This is a genomic window from Lachnotalea sp. AF33-28, from assembly GCF_003477885.1.
Classification (GTDB): domain Bacteria; phylum Bacillota; class Clostridia; order Lachnospirales; family Lachnospiraceae; genus AF33-28.
In genome coordinates this window covers 119,981-144,414 of sequence record NZ_QUEE01000013.1, presented here as the reverse complement: position 1 = coordinate 144,414, position 24,434 = coordinate 119,981, and the positions used below count along the sequence as shown (strand labels likewise).

Here is a 24,434-nt window from a genome sequence, read left to right as displayed (position 1 = left end):
AAAGTGCGTAAGTTTGGTTACCGGTAACTTACACACTTTATTTTACACTCCCGTCTATGAGTAAATCTCAATTTCATATTCATAAAATTGCTCCTGAAAATATACTGCTTTTGTAATCTCCTCTTTCGTGAAGCGGATTCCCTCAGGTGCGGCGACAAGTTTGTCTTCCACATCGTTGTGGCGATGGATTATTCCGATGATACAGGCCGAATATTCTTTGACCGGGGCATCCATACCTAGTAAGTACACATCAAGTTCCTCGCCATCGCCACTAAATACATTTGGTATATATCCATAGTTAACTGGATAGATAAGGTCGGGGTGTTTAGGATGTACACTTCCAATCGGTCTGTCTATTTTCATGTTAACTGTTTTTCCGAGATAAGATTTCACGAGAGCTTTTCTCAAAGTATAAACGATAAAATTGTGCTTCCCTTTGAGATACTTTTCTCTGCCGTTATCAACAGGAGCCTGCAGAGCCAGAGACATTTTCAAATCTTCATACTCTTTAGCAGCTGAAGGTGTGCTGTTAAGATAATCTCTGAAATTTATGTAGTTTATCCACTCCATACTATTGTTCAGAACAACATGAATAAAATGAGTCTGCAGCTCTCCTGTTCCATCATAATAGCTGCCGCAGGCAAACAGCAGCTGATTTTTAATAGATGCCCCTGCATTGGGCCGATAGTAAAAACCGTCATTTTTCAACGCTTCTTCGAAAGCAAGAATGTCGTTGAAATCATCGACTGCAACTGCTATATCAATGATCGGCTTTGCCTTTATAGAAGATATAGAGGTACTTCCCACGTGCTGTATATCTTTTATAACATTACGCAATATCTTCTTTAAACGGGAAATTGTATTTAAAGCTTCAACTTCCCACTCTTTATCATGTTCACACAGTTTAACAGTTCCTCGTTTTAATCCAATCATACTCCGACCTCCAAATGGCAGCAGGGTCATTTAATCAAAACTTAGTTCAAGCTGTATATTCACACGTTCGTACTCTTTATTGTCAATAGGAACTTCTTTAAAACCGACCTTAGCATATAAATGCATGGCTGCAGATAAAACGGTATTTGATACAATCATCAGTTTCTTTGCGCCATGCTCTTTTGCATAGTTCATACACGCCGTTAATACCGCAGAACCGGCCCCCTTCCCCATACAGTGTTCTTCTGTGGCAAGTTTACATATTTCCCATACCTGCCCGTCTCTTGGAACCACCATACAAGTTGCGATCGCTTTATCCTGCTCCACAGCAAAATATACTGCCGCACCTTTTTCCAGGAAAGTTTCTACTTCGTTCAGCATTATAACATCTTGAGGCTCTTCTTTAAAGTACTTTTTGATCCATACCAGATTCAGTTCTATAAAATCTTTCTTATATTTTTCTTGATACGATAGGATTTTCATTTAATCACACTCCGTATAATACAGGTTTACTTGTTTCATTTTGGTTTTCCCTTTACAGTCAAGTCCCTGAACGATATAATAGAACAAAAAGTTCATTATGTCGTTCATCAATATAATGATACGTCTTGTTCGATATATTGTCAAGCAAAAGGAGGCCGAAAACTTGTATACAATGAATCAGATCGTAGCCTGCAATATAAAGTTGCTGCGCGAAAAAAATAAACTGAGTATGGATGAGCTTTCAAAATTAAGCGGCGTCAGTAAGAGTATGCTGGCACAGATTGAGCGGGGGGATGGTAATCCTACGGTTTCTACATTGTGGAAAATTGCTAACGGCATGAAAGTTCCCTTCGATGCTTTGACCGTGCGTCCAAAATCCCCCTATGAAATTGTAAAACTGTCTGAAATACAGCCTTTGATGGAGGACGAAGGCAAAGTTAAAAATTACTCTATTTTTCCAGATGATGAAAACCGTAGATTTGCGGTATATTTTTTAGAGCTGGATCCTGGAAGCTACTGGAAATCCGAACCGCATCTGCGGGGAACCATTGAGTTTATTACCGTTTTCTGTGGCAGACTCGAAATACAGTTTGATGATAAATCATTCATTGTTGCGGAGAATGAAAGTATCCGTTTCAAGGGAGATACCATTCATTCTTATCATAATATCGGAAGTGAAGTAATTTCATTACACATGATTTTGTATAATTCCTGATAATTATTTCAGCTAATATGCTTTGTCCCAGATACGATTGTCATGAACGGAACAAATTAAATGAAAGGAGCAGACTTTACAGTGAGAACACCGGAAGAAATGCTGAATGCGATCATACAGTTTGCTGAAAAAAATGAGAATATCCGTATTGTCGGTATGGAAGGGTCGCGGGTAAATGAAAATATTCCGAAAGATCCTTTTCAGGACTTTGATATTACGTATTTTGTTACCGATATCAATAAATTTACAGCTAATGATGATTGGCTGTCCTTTTTTGGAAATATCGTTATGATGCAGAAACCGGAGAATATGGAACTATTTCCAGCAGTGGAGGACGGTTATTCTTATCTGATCATTTTCGATGACTACACAAAAATGGATCTGACACTTTTGGAAGAATCGCAGTTTTCAGATTATTTAAAGCAAGATAAATTACGTAAAATTATTCTGGATAAAAGCGGAGATTCGCACGCAGATGTGATTCCTACTGATGAAGAGTATTGGATTAAAAAGCCAACAGCCCGCAGTTTAGATGATTGCTGCAATGAATTCTGGAATCTTACATCATATGTTGTGAAAGGATTGTGCAGGCGGGAAATTTTATATGCCATCGACCATTTACAATTGATGAGGGATGAATTGCTGCGTATGCTCTCCTGGCAGGTAGGAACGGAACACGGATTTGATTTCAGTGTTGGAAAAAATTATAAATTTATCGTACAATATTTGCCACAGGAAGTATGGGAAAACCTCTTAAGCTCTTATCGAAATGATTCTTATGAAATGATGTGGGAATCATTCTTTTCGTGCTTGTCTATATTTAGGGAATGTGCAGGCATAGTGGCGGAACGTTTACAGTATAGATATCCTGACTACGATAAAAATATGACGAAATATGCTGAATATTTTTATCATAAGTATTTTTAATAGTTGGATTTAGCATTTATTAGGAGAAAACATTATGAATACCCCAACAATCGAAACAGAACGTCTGATTTTGAGAAAATTCAACGAAAACGATTTGGAAGCCCTTTTCTTTATTCTTAAAGATGAGGAAGTCAATAAATTTCTTCCGTGGTATCCGATGAAAGACCTTGAAGAAACCAAGAGGTTCTATGAGGAACGATATGCTGCAAAGTATGCGCAGCCACAGGCTTATGCGTATGCGATCTGCCTCAAAGAGGACAACTACCCAATTGATTATGTAAATGTTGATATGGAAGAACATCACGATTTCGGCTACGGACTCCGTCAGGAATTTTGGCATAAAGGTATTGTTTCCGAAGCGGGAAAGGTCGTTGTTGAGCAGGTAAGAAAAGACGGACTTCCGTATATTACCGCAACACACGACAAAAACAACCCTCGAAGCGGTAATGTTATGAAAGCCTGCGGTATGAAATACTGCTATACTTACGAAGAACAATGGCAGCCGAAAGACTTCCCCGTATTCTTTAGAATGTATCAGCTTAATTTTGATGGAAATGACGAGCGGGTATATATGAAATATTGGAATATGTACGAAAATCATTTTGTTGAGAAATTGTCCGTTGAAGAATAACACAAATCCCAGTTCGTAAGAATAAATACAACTCATTAGTTAGCGAAATGTTAATATGCGTTGCTTGCCGCAACGAGCTTTCCCTCCGTATAATAACGGTGAAAGGAGGTCATATCTGATGCTAAACGAAAACATTAAAACAATTAGAAAATCCAAAGGGCTTTCGCAGGAGGAACTTGCAATCAAGTTGAATGTGGTGAGACAAACGGTCTCTAAATGGGAACAAGGTCTGTCGGTTCCAGATGCCGATATGTTGATTTCCATATCAGAGGTTTTTGAGACACCTGTTAGCACACTGCTTGGAGAAACCGTTGTCGAGACGAAGGCTGATGACTTAAAAGCAATTTCCGAAAAACTTGAGGTCATAAACCTGCAGCTTGCGCAAAGGAAAGCAACGGGACAAAAAGCGATTCATTGGCTTTTTATCTCACTGTGCGCGGTTATAGCGGCTATTTTTGCAGTCCTAATAGTATTAAATAGTTCTTACTTGGGATGGAATTTTAGCGACCCCGAAACCGCAGTTGCCAAAGCAGTGTTTCACGCATTTGAGTGGCTGTTCGTTCGAACAGCACCGCTTGTCTTTTTGGGAGCAATCATTGGGGGTTGCCTGACAAGAAAGAAAGTATGACATCCCCCTGCTTTTCGAGGTATAGCAAATCCGTACTGGTTAAAAGGAATCGGAAAGGTATGTTTTTTAACACCTTTCCGATCATTCAATCAGTGGGATCTTACGCTATTTCATTAAAAACGGATTCTCATATACCGCGTTTGTGCCCAGATCATCTGCGATGCGAAGCAGCTGGTTGTATTTGGCCGTACGGTCAGAACGGCAGGGCGCGCCGGTCTTTATCTGCCCTGCATTAACGGCCACGGCGATATCCGCGATGGTGGAATCCTCCGTCTCTCCGCTGCGGTGGGAGATCACGGCGTTGTAACCTGCCTGCTGGGCCATCTGGATGGCGGCGAAGCTTTCCGTCAGCGTGCCGATCTGATTCACCTTCACTAAGATCGCGTTTCCTATGCCGTTATCAATGCCTTTTTTGAGACGTTCCGTATTGGTGACAAACAGATCGTCCCCCACCAGCTGAATCCGGCCGCCCAGACGCTCGGTCAGGATCTTCCAGCCCTGCCAGTCCTCCTCATGGAGGCCGTCTTCAATGGATACTATGGGGAATTTATCCGCCAGATATTCGAGATAAGCCACCATCTCCTCCGCAGTTCTGGAAACCGTATGCCCCGCCATCTTGCTCTCTCCGGGAAAATCATAGCGGCCGGTCTCCTCGTTATACAGCTCGCTGGATGCTGCGTCCATGGCGATGCAGATATCCTTGCCCGGCATATAGCCGCTAAGCTCTGTGGCCCTGACAATATAGGAAAGCACTTCCTCAGCGTCTTTTAAGTCCGGAGCGAAGCCTCCCTCATCTCCCACCGCGGTGGACATGCCGTTTTCTTTCAAAAGCGCCTTCAGGGTGTGATAGATATCGGCGCACATCTGAAGGCCGTGCTGGAAAGAAAGAGCTCCCACAGGCATGATCATGAATTCCTGTAAATCCACCGTGTTATCGGCATGCTTTCCTCCGTTTAAAATGTTCATCATAGGAACCGGAAGCTTTATGGCATGGATGCCGCCCAGGTAGCGGTACAGCGGCATATGCAGCGCGGCGGCCGCGGCCCTGGCCGTCGCCAGAGATATTCCGAGGATCGCATTGGCTCCCAGATTGGACTTATTCTGTGTGCCGTCTTCCTTTATCATGATGCTGTCGATATGGCACTGGTCCAGACCGTTATGACCTTTCACCGCTTCTGCCAGCACGGTGTTGACATGGGTTACCGCTTTCTGCACGCCCAGACCGTGATAGCGCTTTGTTCCGTCCCGAAGCTCCACCGCTTCAAACTTACCGGTGGAAGCTCCCGACGGCACGCAGGCGCGTCCCACACTCCCATCCTCCAGCGTCACCTCCACTTCCACCGTGGGGTTGCCCCGGGAATCCAGGATCTCTCTGCCGAATACTTCCGTAATCTTTAAACATTGTTTCATGGCTTCTCCTCCTAATATACTGATCTATGATATACAGTATCTTCCAGTGATATGACTTTTATACACCGCCGTCAAATCATACGATAGAAACGTGCGCCGCCGGGCGCACTAAAAAAAGAGGAACCGTCAGCTCCATATGAGATGACGGTTCCTCTTTTTAGGGTCAGGCGCGCAGTTCAATGCCCAGTTCGCCCAGTGACTTTAATATTTTATCCATGACTTCTCCCACTTCCCGATCCTCCAATGTCCTGTCCTTGGCGCGGAAGGTGATGTTGTACGCGATGGATTTATAGCCGTTTTTAATCTGGCTTCCTTCATAAATATCAAACAGCTGATAGCTTTCCAGCAGCTTGCCGCCCTTCTTCTCGATGATCTCTTCGATCTGGCCGGCCAGAATCTCTTTCCGGGCTACCATACTGATATCCCTGGTCACAGCCGGGAATCTGGCAATGCCTTCATACTTGCGGTCGAAGGTGGCCCACTCCACGATCTGAGGCATATCGATCACCGCCAGGTATGCGCGCTCTCCAATACCGTAATTATCAGCCACATCCGGATGCACTTCTCCTAAATAGCCCACGGTCTTGCCGCGGTAGAGGATATCGGCCTGGCGGCCCGGATGCAGGAAGGGCTTGCCTGAGGTGGGATCATACCCGATCTTTTTGTGCAGTCCCACCTTTTCGAAGAATTCCTCCACCACTCCCTTCATTGTGTAGAAATCCCCGTCGCCGTAAAAACCGAGCGTAAACTGCATCCGCTCATCGGGAAGTTCGGTAAGCGGCAGCGCTTTGGGAAGGTATACATTGCCCAGTTCATACAGGCGCACATTCTTGTTTCTTCTATTATAATTGGTTGCCAGTGAAGACAGCATGCCGTGCAGCGTCGTGGTGCGCATGATGCTGTAATCCTCTCCCAGAGGGTTGGATATGGTTACCGCATTTCTTAATATACTCTCCTGCGGAATCAGCAGTTTATCAAATACCTTCGGGCTCTCAAAGGAATAGGTCATGCCCTCGCAGAAGCCGGAAAATTCAGCGATATCCCTGGCCACAGCCTCTACCCTAAGCTTAAATGACAGCTTTCCTGCAGTGGCCTCTCCGGTGGGCAGGGTGGTCGGGATGATATCATAGCCATAAAACCTTGCCACCTCTTCCGCGATATCGGCGCCGCATTCCAGGTCCTGTCGGAAGGTTGGCACAACGATCTCCTTCTTATCGGGATCGTATTTAAGCTCCAGCTTTTCAAAGATTTTAAGCATATCCGCTTCAGGTATCTCTGTTCCCAGCAGACGGTTGATGCGTTCCGGTTCAAACGCAATATGCTTAGGCTCCGTCTTCTTAGGATATACATCCACCATGCCCCCGACCACTTCGCCGCAGCCCAGCTCTTCAATCAGCTGGCAGGCCCTGTTGATAGCAAGCTCCGCGTTATTCGGGTCCAGCCCTTTTTCAAATTTGCCGGACGCATCGGTGCGCAGTCCCAGGCGTTTTGCGGAAAGGCGGATATTAGTTCCGTCAAAGCATGCTGCTTCAAACAATACGGTTTTTACGCTGTCCGTAATCTTGGAATTTTCACCGCCCATGATTCCGGCAATGCCGATCTCCTTATCCTGATCGCAGATCATCAGCACCTCGGAGTCCAGCTTTCTCTCCTGGCCGTCCAGCGTCTGAAACAGATCGCCGTCCTTGGCCCGCCTTACGATGATCTTATGTCCGGCTACCATGTCTAAATCAAACGCATGCATGGGCTGTCCGTATTCCTCCATCACATAGTTGGTGATATCCACCAGGTTATTGATGGGGCGTATGCCGCTGGCCGCCAGATGTCTCTGCATCCACTTCGGAGACTGGGCGATTTTGATATTCTTAACCACTCTGGCGCAGTATCTGGGGCAGAGATCCGCATCCTGCACTTCCACGGAAACATAATCCGACGCTTTTTCGTCATTGCCCTTTGCTTCCGGCATCGGCGGATGAAACTCCTTGCCAAAGGTAACAGCCGCCTCTCTGGCGATGCCCAGCACGCTGTAGCAGTCCACACGGTTGGATGTGATCTCATATTCAAATACAGCGTCACGCAGTCCCAGCACTTCCACCGCGTCGGCACCCACGGGCGCATCAGCAGGCAGGATATAGATTCCGCTCTCCGGCGCATCGGGATACATATCGCGGGAAGAACCCAGTTCTTCAATGGAGCACATCATGCCGAAGGATTCCACGCCTCTTAGCTTGCCCTTCTTGATTCTGATGCCGTCCTCGGGCAGCGGCCCGCCGTCATGGCCTCCGGCCACCTTTCCGCCGTCCAGCACTACGGGAACCTTATCTCCCTCTTTCACATTGGGCGCGCCGGTCACGATCTGAATGCTCTGCTCCCCTACGTTTACCTGGCAGACAATCAGCTTATCCGCATCCGGATGCCTCTCTATCTTAGTGATCTGACCTACCACGATTTTTTCCAGATTCTTATCCAGGCAGGTATATTCCTCCACCTTTGTTCCGGTCAGCGTCATCGCGTCCGTATATTCCTGGGCCGTGACATCCAGATCCGGCACATAGGCCTTAATCCATGATAATGCGGTGTTCATTGTATTTTCCTCCCTCTATCTTAGAACTGCTTCAGGAAACGCGCATCGTTTTCATACAGCAGTCTCATATCGTCAATTTCGTATTTGAGAAGCGCGATTCGCTCCAGGCCGACGCCAAACGCGAAGCCGGAGTATTCATCCGGATCGATATTGCACATCCGAAGCACGTTGGGATGCACCATGCCGCAGCCTAAGATCTCAATCCAGCCGGACCCCTTGCAGAAACGGCATCCCTTTCCGCCGCATTTAAAGCAGCTGACATCCACCTCCGCACTGGGCTCCGTGAACGGGAAATGATGGGGGCGGAACTTCACCTTCGTATCCGGCCCGAACAGTTCCGCCGCAAACTGCGCCAGCGTTCCTTTCAGATCCGCAAATGTGATATTCTTATCCACCACCAGCCCTTCAATCTGATGGAAGGAAGGGGAATGGGTGGCATCCACCTCGTCGGAACGGAACACTCTGCCCGGAGCGATGATGCGGATCGGAGGTTTCTTCTTCTCCATGGTGCGCACCTGTACCGGAGAGGTCTGGGAACGCAGCAGGATGCTGTCATTAATATAGAAGGTATCCTGTTCATCTCTGGCCGGATGGTTTTTCGGAATGTTCAGCGCTTCAAAGTTGTAGTAATCGTATTCCACTTCGGGGCCTTCCACAACTTCATATCCCATACCCACAAAGATGCGCTCTACTTCCTCCAGCGCGATGGAACACGGGTGGCGGTGACCCATGACTGTTTTCTTCGCAGGCAGAGTCACATCGATGACCTCCGTCCGAAGCTGCTCCTCTCTAAGAGCCCTCGCAAGCTTCGCTCTGGTTTCTTCCAGCTTCTCTTCGATCACAGCACGGGCGTCATTCACCATCTGCCCTACCTTCGGGCGGTCTTCAGGCGCCACATCCTTCATGCTTTTGAGCACGCTGGTGAGCTCCCCCTTCTTGCCCAGATAAGCCACTCTGATTTCATTCAGTTTTTCCAGAGCGCTGCTTTCTTCGATCTTGGCGAGCGCTTCGCTTTTGATCTGCTCTAATCTGTCCTTCATTTTTTTCCTCCATTTCAATGTATCCTGCATGCAGCGTCAGGACATGCTTTCCTGTTGAATTAAATTGATTCCGCGTTTCGATGAAATGAAAAAGGAGTCCACCAGGGGCCCTATTAAACAAAAAAAGCCCCGTCCACAAAGGGACGAGACATAACTCGCGGTACCACCCTGATTCCCGCATAAAGCGGGCACTCGGACTACGTAACGTGTAAATACGTCGTCTCTTACTGCCGCACACGGTTTGGGAGACGCAGCTTCGGTGGGAACTTCGAATACATATCTGAACTTAAGGAAGCTTTCAGCCGGTGGCTTCCTCTCTCTGACAGAAAATACGCATCTACTGACGGCGCCGCAGCATGGCGGACCGATCACCTTCACAGCCTTTTTCTTTTCATTTTGCTTATCACATATTCTAGCATAAAAAAAGCGGTTGTCAAGTACAATAAAGAAAAAGCCTGTAAAAAACAATGGTAATTATATCAGAAATATAGTAAACTATAAGGAATATCAGTGTTCGCTGTACCGGGAGGGTTACATGATCGGGTTGATCCAAAAAGGGTTTCAGTTTTCAAGAAGGGTTTCAGATGATAAGGTTCCGGTATATGCCGGGCAGGCGACTTTGTTCATAATTTTTTCCGTATTTCCGTTTATCATGCTTCTGTTGACGCTGATCCAGTATATTTCACCCCTTTCGCAGGCGGATCTGGTCAGTATGTTAAACGGTCTGGTTCCGGATTACCTGAACAATCTGGTGAATTCAATTGTGGATGAGCTTTATACCAATAACGGGACGCTGATCTCCATCACCATCATCACCGCGCTCTGGTCCGCATCCAGAGGAATCCTGGCCATCGAGCAGGGATTAAACAACGTATTTCATGTAAAAGAAACCCGTGGATATCTTAAGCTCCGCATCACCTGTTTTTTTTATACGATCATATTTATTGTGATCGTACTGTTCTCGCTGATCATACTGGTATTCGGCAATAAGCTGCAGATGTTTCTGGAACAGGTGATTCCTGTCATCGCCCATATTTCCGGCTATATTATCAGCATACGCACGATTCTGGCCGTGGGCATACTGACTTTGTTTTTCACCGCCATGTATGCGCTTTTTCCGGGACGGAAAACTTCTCTTAAAAGGCAGTTCCCGGGAGCTGTTTTTACAACGGCAGGATGGCTGATCTTCTCATTTGTATTTTCAATTTATATCGACAACTTCTCCAACTTTTCCTATATGTACGGAAGCCTTACCGCCATCGTGCTGGCTATGCTGTGGCTGTATATCTGTATGCAGATTGTGCTGATTGGGGCGGAAATCAATGTATTTCTAAACGATGATGAAAATGACATCACTCCTATACAGCCTCTGGCCTCTAAAGATAAATAGAAAGCTCTAGAGCTGCGTGCATTGCTAAAGTGAATCTTCAAACACGCTCTAGTATTAAAGCAGGGCGCCCGCCCCAAGACTGATCCTTGGGGCGGACGCCCTGTTTGTTTCCGTGAATATCTATCGGAAAAATACCCTTCGTATGCACTTCAATATCTGTATCGCCCACAGATTTAAAAGCGCCAGTCCCCCGATCGCCACAAGCAGCCTGCCTCCAAGGGCTGCCACCTGAAACATTCCGCTAAGCTGGGGCAGCAGGAGCACCGCTCCTAAAAGCAGGACGCCGATACCGAAGGCAAACCACAGATATGGATTGTTATAAAAACGCTTTGTAAATATGACAGGATATTCTGATTTGCAGTTAAATCCGTGAACGAGCCGTGACAGGCAGAGGGTGGCAAAGGCCATGGTCCGGCCGGCCATAGCTCCGCCGCTTTTCAAACCGATATGAAAGGCGGCAGCCGTCGTAGCAAAGATTATGAATCCCTCCAGTGTTATCGTGGCCAGGAAACGCTTAGTCAGGATCGCCTCCTGCCTGGGCCTGGGCTTCTGCTTCATCACCAGCTCCGTATGGGGTTCCAGCCCCAAAGCGATGGCAGGAAGGCTGTCGGTCAGCAGGTTGATAAACAGCAGATGCACCGGCGCGAAAGGCACCGGCAGGTCGGCCAGGGACGCATAGAGCACCATCAGTATGCCCGCCGCATTGCCTGAGAGCAAAAACTGAATCGAGCGTTTAATATTCGCATAGACATTTCTGCCGTTTTCCACCGCTTTGACTATGGTAGCGAAGTTATCATCCGCAAGCACCATGGAGGCCGCATCCTTTGCCACCTCCGTTCCGGTCCGACCCATGGCGATCCCAATGTCGGCCTGCTTTAAAGCCGGCGCATCGTTCACCCCGTCCCCGGTCATCGCTACGATGTTGCCCCGGTCCTGCCAGGCTCTTACGATACGGATCTTATGTTCCGGGTTCACCCGGGCATAGACAGAAAATCTTCCCACAAAGGAAGCCAGCTCCTGGTCCGTCAGTTTATCCAGCTGCGCGCCTTCCACCGCCTCCGATTCATCCTTAAGGATGCCGATCTGCTTTGCGACCGCGGATGCGGTGATCTTATGGTCGCCGGTGATCATGACCGGCTTGATGCCGGCCTGGATACATTTTTCCACCGCTCTGGACGACTCGGGACGGGGCGGGTCCATCATGGCTGCCAGGCCCAGAAAGGTAAGCCCTCTCTCGTCCTCCGGCGTAACCGTATTTTTAGATACTTCTCTGCAGGAAAGAGCCAGCACGCGCAGCCCCTGCTTTGAGAAGCGGTCATTGACCGCCAGAATTTCCCGGCGCAGGCCGCCGTCCAGATTCATGCGGCCAAGCAGCACATCCACAGCCCCCTTGGTATACATAATCCGTCTGCCGTCCACCCGGTGCACCGTAGACATCAGTTTACGTTCCGAGTCAAAGGGAATCTCTGAAAGCCTCGGATACTGCCTGCGCACTCTTGCTGCCGGTACGTGACAGCCATCCGCCAGAGCCAGCAGCGCCAGTTCGGTTGGATCACCGATCTCCCGGCCCCCTTCCAGAGACGAATCGTTGCAGAGGATTCCGGCAGTCAGAAAACGGTTCTGCAGGGCATTTCCCGCATCCACATCTTCATCCTCCATCACCTTTCCGCCTATGTAGCATTTTCTAACCTGCATTTTGTTCTGTGTCAGCGTGCCGGTCTTATCCGAACAGATCACCGATACGCTGCCCAGGCCTTCCACGGCCTGGAGGTTGCGCACAATAGCCTGTTCCCTGGCCATCTTCTGGGTGCCGAAGGAGAGAACGATGGTCACAATCGAGCTCAATGCTTCCGGTATGGCCGCCACCGCCAGCGCGATGGCAAACATGAAGGAATCCATGATCGGTGCGCCGTGCAGGATGCTCACGATGAACAGGATTCCGCAGATAATCATGATCACCGCCGACAGATGCTGTCCAAACCGGTCCAGGCTGATCTGCAGGGGAGTTTTTTTATCCTTGGTATCCTTGATCAGCGAGGCGATCCTGCCCACCTCTGTTTCCATCCCCACCGCGGTCACAACAAACTTTCCGCGCCCGTAGGTGACATAGCTTCCGGCAAATACCATATTGACCTGATCGCCCAGCACCGCCTCCTGCTTGATGACCATATCATATTTTTCGACGCTGACGCTCTCCCCGGTCAGCGCGCTTTCATTGATCTTGAGGCTTGCATTTTCGATGATCCTGCCATCGGCGCAGATATAATCCCCCGCCTCCAGCAGGACCACATCCCCGACCGTCACCTCCTGCGCTGGGATCAGCATCACGGTCCGGTCACGCATGACCTTGGCCGTAGGCGCCGACAGCTTTTTTAAACTGTTCAGGGAACGGACGGCTTTCTGCTGCTGAACGGTCCCCAGTATGGCATTCATTGTAATCACCACAATGATCACAACCGAACTCTCAAAATCCTCCAGCAGGATGGAGATCACAGCTGCTGCGATCAGGATGATCACCAGCACATCTTCAAACTGCTGCAGAAATACGATCAGAAGGCTTTTCGATTTCATTTCATCCAGGCGGTTCGGTCCGTAAATCTTCTGGTGTTCTTTCACCTTGGCAGCGGACAGTCCGTTGCCTGTGCTGTCCAGATCCCTAAGCAGGGCGTCCTTCGGCTTTTGATAGTGCATCACGTTCATTCCCCCATATCCGGATTTGTTATAGTCTCGCCCTGGCCGGGCCCGCGCAATTTCGCCATACATCCTGTCAGCAGACAACCGCCCAAAAACATCGCCGGACACAAAAACAGCTGAAAACCTGTGGGGATTCCCGGAAAGATCTCCATCACCGACCCTAGTATGAATCCCAATATGAGCAGATACGTTACTTCCGGGTGCCTGTTCATACAACGCTCTAACAGCCGCGTGGTGAGCGCAATGCCCAGCAGCCCTCCTGCTGCCAGCGGAAGCAGATAGGGCAGATACATCTGTGCCAGAGCTTCCATCGTGGGCTCATACATGCCGAGCAAAAGCAGCAGATAGGATACGCTGATACCTGGAAGCACCAGAGCCGCCGCTGCCGCTGCCCCTGCCGCGATCAGACAGAGCACGGCTCCGAAACCGGAGGAGAGCTGATACAACCCCAGACCTCCGGATACGCGCCCCAGCAGGATTACGGCCAACATGCCAAACGCCGGATAGGCCATGGACTTCACCGATATTTTATGTACTCCCGCTTTTGCGCAAATCATCGGTACCCCCCCTGTGACCACTCCCATAAAGAAATACAGCATTGGAAACGGAAATGTCCGGGTCAGCCAAAGGATGGGACGGGCAAGCAGCAGCATCCCGCCTAAGCCCCCCAGTGTAAACAGCAAAAGAAGCGCCGAATTTTCCTTTTTATCATCCAGGAAGGAGCTGACCGCGCTGATCAGCTCATCATAAATATCCAGCAGCATTGCCATCGTTCCGCCGCTGACGCCGGGAACCAGCATGGAAGCGCCGGTGACAAACCCTTTCCCTATATACGAAAGCCATTTATTTCTCATGATCTCCATCCCTTCAGCCGCAGCTGGCCAGTGTACACTATATTCTATCTGCACCAGTGCAAAAAAATGCCTAATAAATAAGAAAAGCCTGCGCCCGCCAAAATCCGGCAAAGCGCAGGCTGACCTGCAGTTCAGTTACTCTACTCTCATAGCGACTATCTCTCCCTGCCGCTTATAAATCGAATGGGCCGGTATATAGCCGCGCACCATGGAAAGAGGATAGATATTTGTATGGGGACCTATGATGCTGCCAGGATTGAGCACGCTGCCGCAGCCCACCTCCACCTCATCGCCCAGCATCGCCCCGATCTTTTTCATGCCGGTTGTGATCCGGGTCTCGCCGGCTTTGATCACCACCGGCTTTTTATCGGACTTCACATTGGATGTGATGGATCCGGCCCCCATATGGGACTTATAGCCCAGGATGGAATCTCCTACATAATTGTAGTGGGGGACCTGTACCTTATCAAACAGGATCACATTTTTTAACTCCGTGGAATTGCCCACCACGGCCCCGTCGCCCACCAGGGCATTGCCGCGGATAAAGGCGCCGTGGCGCACCTCGGTATTCTCCCCAATGATGGCGGGACCGTTTATGGAAGCGGTCGGAGCTACTTTCGCTGATTTGGCAATCCAGACAGCATCCCCTCTCTGTTCATACACTTCCGGGTCCAGGCTCTCACCCAGCCGGCGGATGAAGTCACCGATCTTCGGCAGCGCCTCCCAGGGATACTCCACGCTTTCCAGCAGTTCTTCCGCTTTCGTATGGCTTAAATCATATAATTCCTTCACCGATAATTCTTTCATGGCCTTGCCTGCGGCGGCATGCGCCGCTTATCCTTTCTCTGTATTCATTTATGACAGACTCCCATGCATTACTGCATCTTAGTCTCCTCCGCCTTTTTGCTGCCTGTTTTATAGTTGGCAGCCACCGCGTCGAATCCGTTTCTTAACGCATAGCTGTTGTTCACGCGCAGCACAGAACCCGTGCGGTTCCGGATAAAGCTTTCCAGCTTCTGCATATACTCGTCCTCCGTGATGCTGCCCTCTGCAACCAGCGTCAGGCCCTTTTCCCAGCTGGCGGTCAGTTCCGGATTGAGCAGCTGGTAAATGGATGCCCCAACCACATCAAATACCAGCTCCCCAAGCAGCGTCGGGGTGACTACCTGCGTCTTTTTATTCAGCGCCAGATATTTGATATTTACCAGTTTTTTCAGGATTTCCGCCCGGGTAGCGGAGGTTCCGATGCCGCTTCCTTTGATCTGTGCGCGCAGCTCCTCATCCTCTATGAGCTGGCCTGCATTTTCCATGGCCAGAATCATAGAACCGGAAGTATAGCGTTTCGGCGGCGATGTCTCCCCCTCCTTTATGTACAGCTGATCGATCGGAAGCATACAGTCTTTTTTCAGCTTCTTTAAGATCTCCAGAAATTCCGGATCATTTTTCAGATCCACATCCGCCTCGTCCACTCCCCTGCTTTCTCCGGATTCCCTGCTGCCTGCAGGCGCGGTATCCGCCGGACGCTTCACCTGTGTCACCTTTAAATAGCCTTCCTTTACCATCACCCGAAAGCTGGCAAAAAAATGTTCCTCTTTTATTTGTATTTCCAGACTGTATTTTTCATACACGGCAGGCGGAAAAAAGATGCTTAAAAACCGGCGCACGATCACCTCATAGACCTTGACGGACAGCGGCGGCAGCGCTTTTAAACCGCCGATTCCCTGTCCGGTGGGCACGATGGCATAATGATCCGTGATCTGCTTGTCGTTCACATATCTGGTCTTCTCCAGCCCCTTGTGAAGGCCGCCGGTCAGTATCTCTTCCGCAAAAGCGCGCACGCCGGGGATCTGCTTGAGCCCGCCGATATTCTTATGGATCTCTTTAGCCACCGCTGTGGACAGGACCCTGGCATCGGTTCTTGGGTATGTCACGAGCTTTTTCTCATAGAGCTCCTGCACGATCCGCAGCGTCTCATCCGGGCTCTGCTTAAACAGCCGGGAGCATTCGTTTTGCAGCTCGGCTAAGTTAAACAGCAGCGGAGCATACTTGTTCTCCTTTTTCTTCTCCATCTTGAGAAGCCGGCCCTCCAGAGGCGATACGGCGTTTAGTTCCGATATCATCTTTTCGGCCGCCGCCCGCTCCTTAAAACCGTTCTCCTTGTAGAGATAGGGCATGAGATAATGCTTGGATCCCTCCACCGCGCGCCATTCCGCCGGAAACACCTTGCCCTCACAGTTCACATCCGCGAGGACGCGGTAAAAAGGGGTTTTAACGAAATCCCGAATCTCCCGCTCCCTGCGCACCACCATTCCCAATACACAGGTCATCACCCGGCCTACGGAGAGCACCGTGCGGTTCTCCTTCAAAAATCCGGCAATGGTGTTGCCATATTTTAACGTCAAAAGCCGGGAGAAATTAATTCCCATCAGGTAATCTTCCTTGGCTCTAAGATAGGCAGACGCGGACAGATTGTCATAGGCGGAGAGATCTTTGGCATTTTTTATCCCCTTCAGGATCTCCTCCTCTGTCTGGGAATCGATCCAGACACGCTTTCTAATCTTTCCCTTCACCCCGGCCATCTGTTCCACCAGCCGGTATATGTACTCCCCCTCCCGCCCGGAGTCGGTGCACACATAGATCGTATCCACATCCGGCCGCGTCAGCAGCCCCTTCACAATTTCAAACTGATCCTTAACATTTTGTATCACTTCATATTTGAATTCCCGGGGAATGAACGGAAGAGTTTCCAGACTCCATCGCTTGAGTTTCGGATCATAACTTTCCGGATAGCTCATGGTTACCAGATGCCCCACGCACCAGGTCACAATGGCCTCCGGCGATTCCAGATAGCCGTTTCGCCGGCCGAAACGGTATTTTAACGCCTTGCTAAACTCCTGGGCCACACTGGGTTTTTCTGCTATAAATAATGATTTGGACATAGATTTCCAACTTTCCTGCTGATTACTGCGGCTGTTTATCCGCAAATTTCCTTATCTATAATAGCACAAATAAGAAGCGGTGCCAATATTTTTTAAGTCAAGGGGGCGTTTATTACGGATCACAGTTATGGTAAACTTCCCGCACAAGAGAGGGCAGGGGATGGTCCTCATTGGGACGCGCTTTCGCTCCATGAAGCGCGCAGCGGTTCTAACGCTGCAAACTACGCAGCGAAAGAACCGGCGGGCTTCAAGGGATCCCAATGAGGACCATCCCCTGCCCTCTCTTGTGCTGCTTTATCGGCAACTGTAAATAGTAATAACCGCAAATTCGTTTATAAAACAAGGGTCCGCGACTATCCTGTCATCGCGGACCCCTTAACGTAATGCTCTTCAGTTTTAAAACGCCGGGCTTTCCATCAGGCGGCACTGCTGCGGGACTCCAGGATTTTCTCCACGCTGACAAGCTTTACGCAGAGCACAAACAGTTCCGTCGCCAGCTTCAGCTCATCCGGTGAAGGGAAGGAAGGAGCGATGCGGATGTTACTGTCGTGAGGATCCTTGCCGTAAGGATAGGTAGCGCCGGCTCCGGTCATGACCACACCGGCTTCCTTGGCCCTGGCAACGATCGCCTTAGCGCAGCCGTCCATGGCGTCAAAGGAGATGAAATAGCCGCCCTTCGGACGGATCCAGCTTCCGATCTTTAGTCCGCCCAGCTCTCTATCCAGTGTATCCAGAACGGCCTCAAATTTCGGACGCATGATTTCGGCATGCTTTTTCATATGCTCCATGATCCCGTTCAGATCTTTAAAGTATCTCACATGGCGAAGCTGATTTAATTTATCGTGTCCGATGGTCTGAATCGCCATCTGCTTTTTGATATCCTTCAGGTTATTATAGGAAGTGGAGATCGCGGCCACACCGGATCCGGGGAAACTGATCTTGGAAGTGGAGCTGAATTTATAGACCATATCCGGATTACCCGCTTTTTCGCACTCGGCCAGAATCTCTATCAAAACATCCTGATCGTCAAAATACAGGTGATGCACGTTATAAGCATTATCCCAGTATATTCTGAAATCCTTTGCAGCAGGTTTCAGACGCGCAAAACGGCGCACGGTTTCATCGGAATAGGTAATTCCCTGCGGGTTGGAATACTTGGGCACACACCAGATTCCTTTGATCGCCTCATCCTCGCTGACCAGCTTCTCCACCATATCCATATCCGGTCCTTCAGGAGTCATGGGCACATTGATCATCTCGATGCCAAAATATTCCGTTATTGCGAAATGGCGGTCATATCCGGGCACGGGGCAGAGGAATTTCACTTTATCCAGCTTGCACCAGGGAGTGCTTCCCATAACGCCGTGTGTCATGGAACGGGCCACCGTATCGTACATCACATTCAGGCTGGAGTTGCCATAAATGATGATCTTGTCTTCCGGCACTTCAATCATCGCCGCCAGCAGTTCCTTCGCTTCCTGAATGCCGTCCAACACTCCGTAATTCCGGCAGTCCACGCCTTCTCTGCATCTTAAATCGGTATCGCTGTTTAAGATATCCATCATTTCCATGGACAAATCCAGCTGCTCTTTCGAAGGCTTGCCGCGGGACATATCCAGCTTCAATCCTCTTTCCTGAAATTTTTTGTACTCCGCTTCCAACGAATCCTTCAGCTGCAGCAGTTCCTCTGTGCTCCTGTCTTTATATGCCGTCATCACATTCCATCCCTTCTTTTTATCATCGCCGTTTCTGATCCTGTCCGCCGCTATTTTTCCGTTTATCATGCACAAATGTCTTCTCTTCAAATACACAGTTTTGCAGACAGATTTCATACTCCCGATGTGATATAAAATAATTTTATATCTCACCTATGGCGCAATTTACAATTTCAACATTATACAACATTTTTTTTCCGCTGACAATCACATTTTTTCATTTCAGAAGAAAATTTCGTTTTTTCTTCATGAAATCTCATTTTTCTTTCATTACTGACCATATAAAAGCAGACAGCCGCCGGTGGCTGATGCATATGCCAGCTCCGGCGGCTGCTATTAAATTATTAGCTGCTGCAACTTTTTTCCCTAAAACTGTCGCTGTCCGGCGGACTCTGAAACAGGCCGGTTCAGAACCAGAAGAAAGGTCCGAATTTATCTTCCATATCCTCGTATTCCTTTTTCAGCCTCCTTATGTTTCTGGAAGCCGTAATACCCGTGATCAGATTGGTGACGCCGGTTACTGCCAGTATGATACCGATCGCCATCACAGTGGTCTGTACAGCAACAAACGGATTCCAGAATATCAAGATGCCCAGAATGATGGTGAGGACAGACAGAAGCAGTGTATACCACCATCCCTCGTAGCCAAAACGCTTGAGGTCAAATGCCCTCTGCAGCTCAATGATCCCGTTAAACAGGATGATGACTCCAAACACGATCGGCAGCGCCGCCATCAGCACTTCCGGACGGATCAGCAAAAATACGCCGCACAGCGCCATGATAATTCCTACCGCCAGATTCGCTCCGAAAAAGCTCATCCGGTCTTTAAAACGTATATATTCCACAATGCGCATCACGCCATAAGCCAATGCGAATATACCGATTACCATGCACACCGCCCTGGCGGACAGCGCCGGCCACACGAACAGAACCGCACCGAACAAAATGTAGAATACCGATAACAGGATAAATGAATTGCGCATTTCTTTCCACATAGTCTTTTCCTCCTTGGGTCTGCGTATCTTTTTATATTTTAGTTATGGTATACCACTTGTTGTTAGCACTGTCAATAAGCGAGTGCTAAATCATTTGTTAAAGTTTTGTAAAGCTCTTAGCGGTGAGATACAGAGTGATCGTGTCATTAAAAATGATTTTGTCCCCTTCTTCCAAAACCGCGTTTTTTATCCCTTCGAAAAAACGGGTTCGGTATGGCTCCTGCAAAGCCAGGTGATCACAGTGTGTACCGCAATACTCAACGTACTGTGCAGCCGTAAATTCCCTTGTACTATAAAATTTCCGGCATTCAACCTTATCAAAACCGTAATTCACAGCATGGCATGGTCTCCAGAAACCGCCGCGTTTCTTTGGAAGTATGTGCAGAGTGATTATCACGTATGATTCTGATAGTATCCTGTACAGTAATTGTCAATTTATAATCATCCGGAACAATAAGCTTACCATTTTCATCAAACTGCATTTCAATCTGCTTGTAGACCAAGCTTTTACTTTATCCATAATTCTCGGAATGCCGCTTCCCCAATGCTCAATCAGATTCATATAAGCAAAGGCATGAGCAAGAGCTTCATTTCTAATTTTGGAATAGCCTTCTTTCATACGCTCCATAGTTTGTCCCATTGGCAGTTTTCCTGGAGAAGTGATTTCCAATCGGTTGTCATACACCAATGTTGTTACCGCTCTCCTACACAAAGCCGCTGGGGAGTGACCTCACGGCCGGCTCCGCAGCGCTCTCCGTACTCACGCACCAGCTTCCAGAGACCCTGTCTGCTCATCCAGCCGCCGCGGCAGTTGGGAAACAGTGGGGCATCCTGGGAATCTTTTATGAAATACGGGCGTACCGATTCCAGATAATGTTCCAAAAGCTGTCCAGTTTGACCGTCAAAAGAAACGGTGCGTCTGGCATTATCCCGCCTGCAGGTCAGATAGCCCAGCTTCGTATTGAGATCCTCCGGTTTTAACAGAATCAACTCCGAGGCCTTCAGACCCACGGAGCACATCAGCACCACCATCACATGGTCTCTCTGCTCTTTTGCGCCGCCGTCCTTTGGCGGCGCAAGGAGTAGGTTCAGTTCTTCTTTTGTCAGAGGGCTTGTCCCGTTATGCTCCGCTTTGGGAGCCTGCAGCTCTTCCGCAGGGTCCTCGCCGATCCTGTGGCGTTTAAAGAGATAATAATAAAATGATTTCATGGAAGCGATGTATCTGGCAATGCTGGAAGCGGAAGCCCCCTGTTTCTCAAGGTACAGAATATAAGAATTCAGCGCCGTGGCCGTCACCCTGTGGGCTTCGCGGATGCCGCAGGACTCCAGATACTCCGCCATCTTCTTCAGATCCCGCCGGTAGGACAGCTCCGTATTTTTGGAAAGTTTCCCCTTTATCTTTTGGTTGTCCAGATATTCTTCAATCAGTAGTAACAACATAGCTTACCTCTTTATTCTAAAGTGACTCCGCAATCTTCCATATAAAACGGACGACGGGCGGATTTAGAAATGTTTCCGCGCAGATTCCCGCTAAAAACAGCGCATACGTGCAGGCCAGCAGCGGAACCTGCGGCATAAACTGCTTCAGTGTCATACTCCCGTTTCCGTTTCCCTTAAACAGATATTCATGCTGCCTTAAGCACCATTCGATCAGCAGCAGCCAGGCCGGCAGATAGATCAGTATCTGCGGCAGCATGCTGGCAGCAAACAAAAAGATGCCGGAAATCCCGCCGGACATTGTGGTCCCCGCAATCATCGCCCCCACAGAAAAGGAGGAAAACAAAAAAAACAGGTACATCACCGGAATGCCGAACAGCGTAAAGCTGATCACAGTCAAAAATAGCACCACTGTAAAACGCTGCTGCGCCACCATCAGAAACAATTTTGTATATTCCACCGTCTCCGATTGCAGTTTTCCTGCAAACATACCTCCAAACATCCCGATCTCTCTCACCGTGTCTTCGCCGAACAGGTTTACCATCACAGTCCCTGCTAACAGCCCGAACATCCATATACCAGCTAATTTATATTTCACAGCAACTCCTCTTTCCGCGCCGCATCACCGGCGAACACCATCTTATGGGCGGTAATCACCTACTTTTATCATATGCTGCAGTCAGACAAGTTTATGCTTTCAATTATTTGCCGTATTTTATCTTATAGGCCATCAACGCGGCCATCGTCTTGGAATCCGTAATCTCCTGGCGCAGGATCATGTCTATCAGATCGTTTAGCTCCCATGCCTCCACATTCAGGTATTCGTCCTCATCCAGATGCTGTCTGGAAGGAATCAGGTTCTTCGCCACATAGATTCCTATGAACTCGTTGCAGAAGGCCACGGTGGTATTCACATTGATCAACAGCTCCAGATCCTCACTGCGATATCCGGTCTCCTCTTCCAGCTCCCTGGCGGCACATTCGATTTTCGGCTCTTCAACATAGTTTACTGCGCCTGCCGGAATCTCCAGCGTGTATCGTTCCAGCGCATTTCTGTACTGACGCACCATCAGTATCCTGCCGTCCTCTCTGACCGGTACCACGGCGGCAGCGCCTTTGTGGCCGATAAAATCCCACTCAGCCACATGTCCGTTGGGAATCTGCATGTAGTCCTTGTACACATCCAATATGGCCCCATGATATTTCAGTTCTCTTTTAATCCTCTTAATCTCTTCCATCGTTATCCTCCATTTTATTTATGTAAAATAATTCCGTTTACAGTTTCTCCGCCTGCGGCGGATCGCTCTGGCGACATCATACATCCCACCGCAGTGTGATCCCAAGCGGAGCGTTTGTTCTCACATAGGACGTACTTTCCTATGTAAGAACAAAACAAGGCGAACATTTCTGTCCGCCTTAGTTTTCACATGATAGTAACGATTCTATTTTATTTTGCGTAGTCTGTAACACGTGATTCACGTATCACATTGACTTTGATCTGGCCCGGGTATTCCAACTCTGACTCGATCTGCTTGGAGATATTTCTCGCCAGCAGTATCATATCATCATCACTAACCTGCTCCGGTACAACCATAATACGAATTTCTCTACCTGCCTGAATAGCAAAAGATTTGTCAACTCCCTTGAAAGAGTTTGTGATATCTTCTAATTGTTTTAATCTGTTGGTGTATGTTTCTAATGTCTCACGTCTTGCACCGGGTCTTGCCGCAGAAATGGTATCCGCAGCCTGAACGATGCAGGCAATAAGGCTCTGCGGCTCCACATCCCCATGATGGGATTCCACAGCGTTGATTACAATTGCCGACTCCTTGTATTTTCTGCAGAGATCTACGCCCAGCTGGATATGTGATCCTTCCATCTCATGATCCACAGCCTTGCCGATATCATGCAGTAAACCTGCACGCTTCGCCATGCGGACATCCACGCCGATCTCTCCCGCCAAAAGGCCGGACAAATGCGCCACTTCGATGGAATGCTTTAAAGCATTCTGGCCGTAACTGGTACGGTATTTCATCTTGCCCAGCAGTCTGACCAGCTCCGGATGAATTCCGTGGATACCCACTTCCAGAGTGGCGGCCTCGCCTTCCTCACGGATGATCGTCTCCACTTCTCTCTGGGCTTTCTCAACCATCTCCTCGATCCTTGCCGGATGAATCCGGCCATCCAGTATCAGTTTCTCCAGAGTAATCCTGGCTACTTCTCTACGAATCGGATCAAAACCGGAAAGAACGACGGCTTCAGGGGTATCATCAATGATCAGATCCACACCGGTCAGTGTTTCCAGAGTACGAATATTTCGTCCCTCCCGACCGATGATTCTTCCCTTCATCTCGTCATTAGGAAGCTGTACGACAGAAATTGTCGATTCGGACACATGGTCAGCCGCACATTTCTGAATTGCGCTCACCACATATTCCTTCGCCTTCTTGTTGGCTTCTTCCTTCGCCCGGCTTTCTAACTCTTTCACTAATTTAGCGGTGTCATGCTTTACTTCTTCTTCAACAGTTTTTAAAAGATACTCTTTTGCTTGTTCGGAGGTTAAACCTGAAATTCGCTCCAGTTCCTGCTTTTCCTTATCCAGAAGCATCTCTGCTTCTTTCCTCTGTTTTGCCAGAATTTCTTCTCTTGCTGTCAGACCGGCTTCTCTTTTTTCTAACGCCTCTGACTTCTTGTCCAAATTCTCCTCTTTGCTTAAGACACGCCGCTCATAGCGCTGAAGTTCCGCCCGGCGTTCTTTGACCTCTTTATCAAAGTCATTTTTCGCCTTGATGGACTCTTCCTTTGCCTCTAATAGAGCTTCCCGCTTCTTTGTCTCAGCAACCTTCAATGCATCATCTATTATCTCTCTTGACTTTTCTTCCGCTCTGCCGACCTTGTTCTCATAAACTTTTTTGCGGTAAGCGATAGCCGAAAACCAAGTAATAGGAGCCACAATGCAAAGCGTGACAAGCACAGCAATGGTTATAACAATTGGCATTGGCATGGCACAGGAGCACCTCCTTATTTAATTTTCATTGTTCAAAATCCACAACACTTAA

At 48.6% G+C, this 24,434-nt stretch carries 20 protein-coding genes and 2 pseudogenes; 5 read left to right on the top strand and 17 right to left on the bottom strand.

The window, feature by feature from the left end; all coding sequences use genetic code 11:
* Window positions 1-54: 54 nt before the first annotated feature.
* Together DWZ56_RS22955 and DWZ56_RS17125 are read right to left on the bottom strand one after the other, a co-directional pair.
* Window positions 55-933: a GrpB family protein gene (locus tag DWZ56_RS22955; RefSeq protein WP_199679618.1), complete on the bottom strand. Its 879-nt coding sequence runs from the start codon at window positions 931-933 to the stop codon at window positions 55-57.
* Window positions 934-963: 30 nt separating this feature from the next.
* Complete coding sequence (locus tag DWZ56_RS17125) at window positions 964-1,416, bottom strand: GNAT family N-acetyltransferase (RefSeq protein WP_118557821.1); 453 nt, start codon at window positions 1,414-1,416, stop codon at window positions 964-966.
* 172 nt (window positions 1,417-1,588) lie between these two features.
* On the opposite strand from DWZ56_RS17125, the gene DWZ56_RS17120 reads away from it, so the two are divergent.
* The 4 genes from DWZ56_RS17120 (at window position 1,589) to DWZ56_RS17105 (ending at window position 4,317) form a co-directional block, all read left to right on the top strand.
* On the top strand, window positions 1,589-2,131 hold the full coding sequence (locus tag DWZ56_RS17120; protein ID WP_330424909.1) for a helix-turn-helix domain-containing protein: 543 nt from the start codon (window positions 1,589-1,591) through the stop codon (window positions 2,129-2,131).
* 81 nt (window positions 2,132-2,212) lie between these two features.
* Window positions 2,213-3,058 (top strand): aminoglycoside 6-adenylyltransferase, encoded by an 846-nt coding sequence (locus tag DWZ56_RS17115; protein ID WP_118557828.1) that lies wholly within the window; start codon window positions 2,213-2,215, stop codon window positions 3,056-3,058.
* 34 nt (window positions 3,059-3,092) lie between these two features.
* A complete protein-coding gene (locus tag DWZ56_RS17110; protein WP_118557819.1) occupies window positions 3,093-3,689 on the top strand; it encodes a GNAT family N-acetyltransferase in 597 nt (198 codons plus the stop codon).
* 118 nt (window positions 3,690-3,807) lie between these two features.
* Window positions 3,808-4,317 (top strand): helix-turn-helix domain-containing protein, encoded by a 510-nt coding sequence (locus tag DWZ56_RS17105; protein WP_118557818.1) that lies wholly within the window; start codon window positions 3,808-3,810, stop codon window positions 4,315-4,317.
* A 105-nt stretch (window positions 4,318-4,422) separates the two neighbouring features.
* On the opposite strand, the gene eno is transcribed toward DWZ56_RS17105, so the two are convergent.
* From eno to pheS, 3 genes are all read right to left on the bottom strand, one after another.
* Complete coding sequence (eno, locus tag DWZ56_RS17100) at window positions 4,423-5,727, bottom strand: phosphopyruvate hydratase (RefSeq protein WP_118557817.1); 1,305 nt, start codon at window positions 5,725-5,727, stop codon at window positions 4,423-4,425.
* Window positions 5,728-5,890: 163 nt separating this feature from the next.
* Window positions 5,891-8,311, bottom strand: a complete 2,421-nt coding sequence (pheT, locus tag DWZ56_RS17095) for a phenylalanine--tRNA ligase subunit beta (RefSeq protein WP_118557816.1) — start codon at window positions 8,309-8,311, stop codon at window positions 5,891-5,893.
* A 20-nt stretch (window positions 8,312-8,331) separates the two neighbouring features.
* Window positions 8,332-9,351, bottom strand: coding sequence for a phenylalanine--tRNA ligase subunit alpha (gene pheS, locus DWZ56_RS17090; RefSeq protein WP_118557815.1), 1,020 nt, complete (start codon window positions 9,349-9,351; stop codon window positions 8,332-8,334).
* 535 nt (window positions 9,352-9,886) lie between these two features.
* On the opposite strand from pheS, the gene DWZ56_RS17085 reads away from it, so the two are divergent.
* Window positions 9,887-10,741 carry a YihY/virulence factor BrkB family protein gene (locus DWZ56_RS17085; RefSeq protein WP_118557814.1) on the top strand — a complete coding sequence of 285 codons (855 nt, stop codon included), beginning with the start codon at window positions 9,887-9,889 and terminating at the stop codon, window positions 10,739-10,741.
* Window positions 10,742-10,861: 120 nt separating this feature from the next.
* On the opposite strand, the gene DWZ56_RS17080 is transcribed toward DWZ56_RS17085, so the two are convergent.
* The 12 genes and pseudogenes from DWZ56_RS17080 to rny all read right to left on the bottom strand — a co-directional run bounded on the left by DWZ56_RS17080 (window position 10,862) and on the right by rny (window position 24,373).
* On the bottom strand, window positions 10,862-13,432 hold the full coding sequence (locus DWZ56_RS17080; protein ID WP_243095335.1) for a cation-translocating P-type ATPase: 2,571 nt from the start codon (window positions 13,430-13,432) through the stop codon (window positions 10,862-10,864).
* A gap of 5 nt (window positions 13,433-13,437) precedes the next feature.
* Window positions 13,438-14,289, bottom strand: coding sequence for a DUF368 domain-containing protein (locus DWZ56_RS17075; RefSeq protein ID WP_158584644.1), 852 nt, complete (start codon window positions 14,287-14,289; stop codon window positions 13,438-13,440).
* Window positions 14,290-14,424: 135 nt separating this feature from the next.
* Complete coding sequence (locus DWZ56_RS17070) at window positions 14,425-15,096, bottom strand: acyltransferase (RefSeq protein ID WP_118557811.1); 672 nt, start codon at window positions 15,094-15,096, stop codon at window positions 14,425-14,427.
* A 68-nt stretch (window positions 15,097-15,164) separates the two neighbouring features.
* A complete protein-coding gene (locus DWZ56_RS17065) occupies window positions 15,165-17,228 on the bottom strand; it encodes a DNA topoisomerase (RefSeq protein ID WP_118557810.1) in 2,064 nt (687 codons plus the stop codon).
* A 416-nt stretch (window positions 17,229-17,644) separates the two neighbouring features.
* Window positions 17,645-18,943, bottom strand: coding sequence for an aminotransferase class I/II-fold pyridoxal phosphate-dependent enzyme (locus DWZ56_RS17060; RefSeq protein ID WP_118557827.1), 1,299 nt, complete (start codon window positions 18,941-18,943; stop codon window positions 17,645-17,647).
* Between the two features lie 407 nt (window positions 18,944-19,350).
* A complete protein-coding gene (locus DWZ56_RS17055) occupies window positions 19,351-19,938 on the bottom strand; it encodes an HdeD family acid-resistance protein (protein WP_118557809.1) in 588 nt (195 codons plus the stop codon).
* Between the two features lie 320 nt (window positions 19,939-20,258).
* Window positions 20,259-20,441: pseudogene (locus tag DWZ56_RS23840) on the bottom strand (hypothetical protein); the annotation flags it as partial.
* Window positions 20,441-20,635 (bottom strand): annotated as a pseudogene (locus DWZ56_RS17040) (ATP-binding protein); the annotation flags it as partial. The pseudogenes DWZ56_RS23840 and DWZ56_RS17040, both read right to left, overlap by 1 nt.
* Window positions 20,632-21,378, bottom strand: a complete 747-nt coding sequence (locus DWZ56_RS17035) for a tyrosine-type recombinase/integrase (RefSeq protein WP_118557806.1) — start codon at window positions 21,376-21,378, stop codon at window positions 20,632-20,634. The gene DWZ56_RS17035 and the pseudogene DWZ56_RS17040, both read right to left, overlap by 4 nt.
* A gap of 16 nt (window positions 21,379-21,394) precedes the next feature.
* Window positions 21,395-21,973, bottom strand: coding sequence for a stage II sporulation protein M (locus DWZ56_RS17030; RefSeq protein WP_147369446.1), 579 nt, complete (start codon window positions 21,971-21,973; stop codon window positions 21,395-21,397).
* A gap of 103 nt (window positions 21,974-22,076) precedes the next feature.
* Window positions 22,077-22,613 (bottom strand): NUDIX hydrolase, encoded by a 537-nt coding sequence (locus tag DWZ56_RS17025; RefSeq protein ID WP_118557804.1) that lies wholly within the window; start codon window positions 22,611-22,613, stop codon window positions 22,077-22,079.
* 209 nt (window positions 22,614-22,822) lie between these two features.
* Entirely contained in the window at window positions 22,823-24,373 is a 1,551-nt protein-coding gene (rny, locus tag DWZ56_RS17020) for a ribonuclease Y (RefSeq protein WP_118557803.1), read from the bottom strand.
* Window positions 24,374-24,434 lie beyond the last annotated feature (61 nt).

What these genes read in the sequence shown, in the direction of transcription:
- DWZ56_RS17060 (WP_118557827.1), bottom strand. Translation starts at nt 18,943, where the DNA reads ATGACGGCATATAAAGACAGGAGCACAGAGGAACTGCTGCAGCTGAAG.
- DWZ56_RS17025 (WP_118557804.1), bottom strand. Translation starts at nt 22,613, where the DNA reads ATGGAAGAGATTAAGAGGATTAAAAGAGAACTGAAATATCATGGGGCC.
- DWZ56_RS17035 (WP_118557806.1), bottom strand. Translation starts at nt 21,378, where the DNA reads ATGTTGTTACTACTGATTGAAGAATATCTGGACAACCAAAAGATAAAG.
- eno (WP_118557817.1), bottom strand. Translation starts at nt 5,727, where the DNA reads ATGAAACAATGTTTAAAGATTACGGAAGTATTCGGCAGAGAGATCCTG.
- DWZ56_RS22955 (WP_199679618.1), bottom strand. Translation starts at nt 933, where the DNA reads ATGATTGGATTAAAACGAGGAACTGTTAAACTGTGTGAACATGATAAA.
- DWZ56_RS17125 (WP_118557821.1), bottom strand. Translation starts at nt 1,416, where the DNA reads ATGAAAATCCTATCGTATCAAGAAAAATATAAGAAAGATTTTATAGAA.
- DWZ56_RS17065 (WP_118557810.1), bottom strand. Translation starts at nt 17,228, where the DNA reads ATGTCCAAATCATTATTTATAGCAGAAAAACCCAGTGTGGCCCAGGAG.
- DWZ56_RS17055 (WP_118557809.1), bottom strand. Translation starts at nt 19,938, where the DNA reads ATGTGGAAAGAAATGCGCAATTCATTTATCCTGTTATCGGTATTCTAC.
- DWZ56_RS17105 (WP_118557818.1), top strand. Translation starts at nt 3,808, where the DNA reads ATGCTAAACGAAAACATTAAAACAATTAGAAAATCCAAAGGGCTTTCG.
- DWZ56_RS17080 (WP_243095335.1), bottom strand. Translation starts at nt 13,432, where the DNA reads ATGCACTATCAAAAGCCGAAGGACGCCCTGCTTAGGGATCTGGACAGC.
- pheT (WP_118557816.1), bottom strand. Translation starts at nt 8,311, where the DNA reads ATGAACACCGCATTATCATGGATTAAGGCCTATGTGCCGGATCTGGAT.
- DWZ56_RS17085 (WP_118557814.1), top strand. Translation starts at nt 9,887, where the DNA reads ATGATCGGGTTGATCCAAAAAGGGTTTCAGTTTTCAAGAAGGGTTTCA.
- DWZ56_RS17075 (WP_158584644.1), bottom strand. Translation starts at nt 14,289, where the DNA reads ATGAGAAATAAATGGCTTTCGTATATAGGGAAAGGGTTTGTCACCGGC.
- DWZ56_RS17110 (WP_118557819.1), top strand. Translation starts at nt 3,093, where the DNA reads ATGAATACCCCAACAATCGAAACAGAACGTCTGATTTTGAGAAAATTC.
- rny (WP_118557803.1), bottom strand. Translation starts at nt 24,373, where the DNA reads ATGCCAATTGTTATAACCATTGCTGTGCTTGTCACGCTTTGCATTGTG.
- DWZ56_RS17070 (WP_118557811.1), bottom strand. Translation starts at nt 15,096, where the DNA reads ATGAAAGAATTATCGGTGAAGGAATTATATGATTTAAGCCATACGAAA.
- pheS (WP_118557815.1), bottom strand. Translation starts at nt 9,351, where the DNA reads ATGAAGGACAGATTAGAGCAGATCAAAAGCGAAGCGCTCGCCAAGATC.
- DWZ56_RS17120 (WP_330424909.1), top strand. Translation starts at nt 1,589, where the DNA reads ATGAATCAGATCGTAGCCTGCAATATAAAGTTGCTGCGCGAAAAAAAT.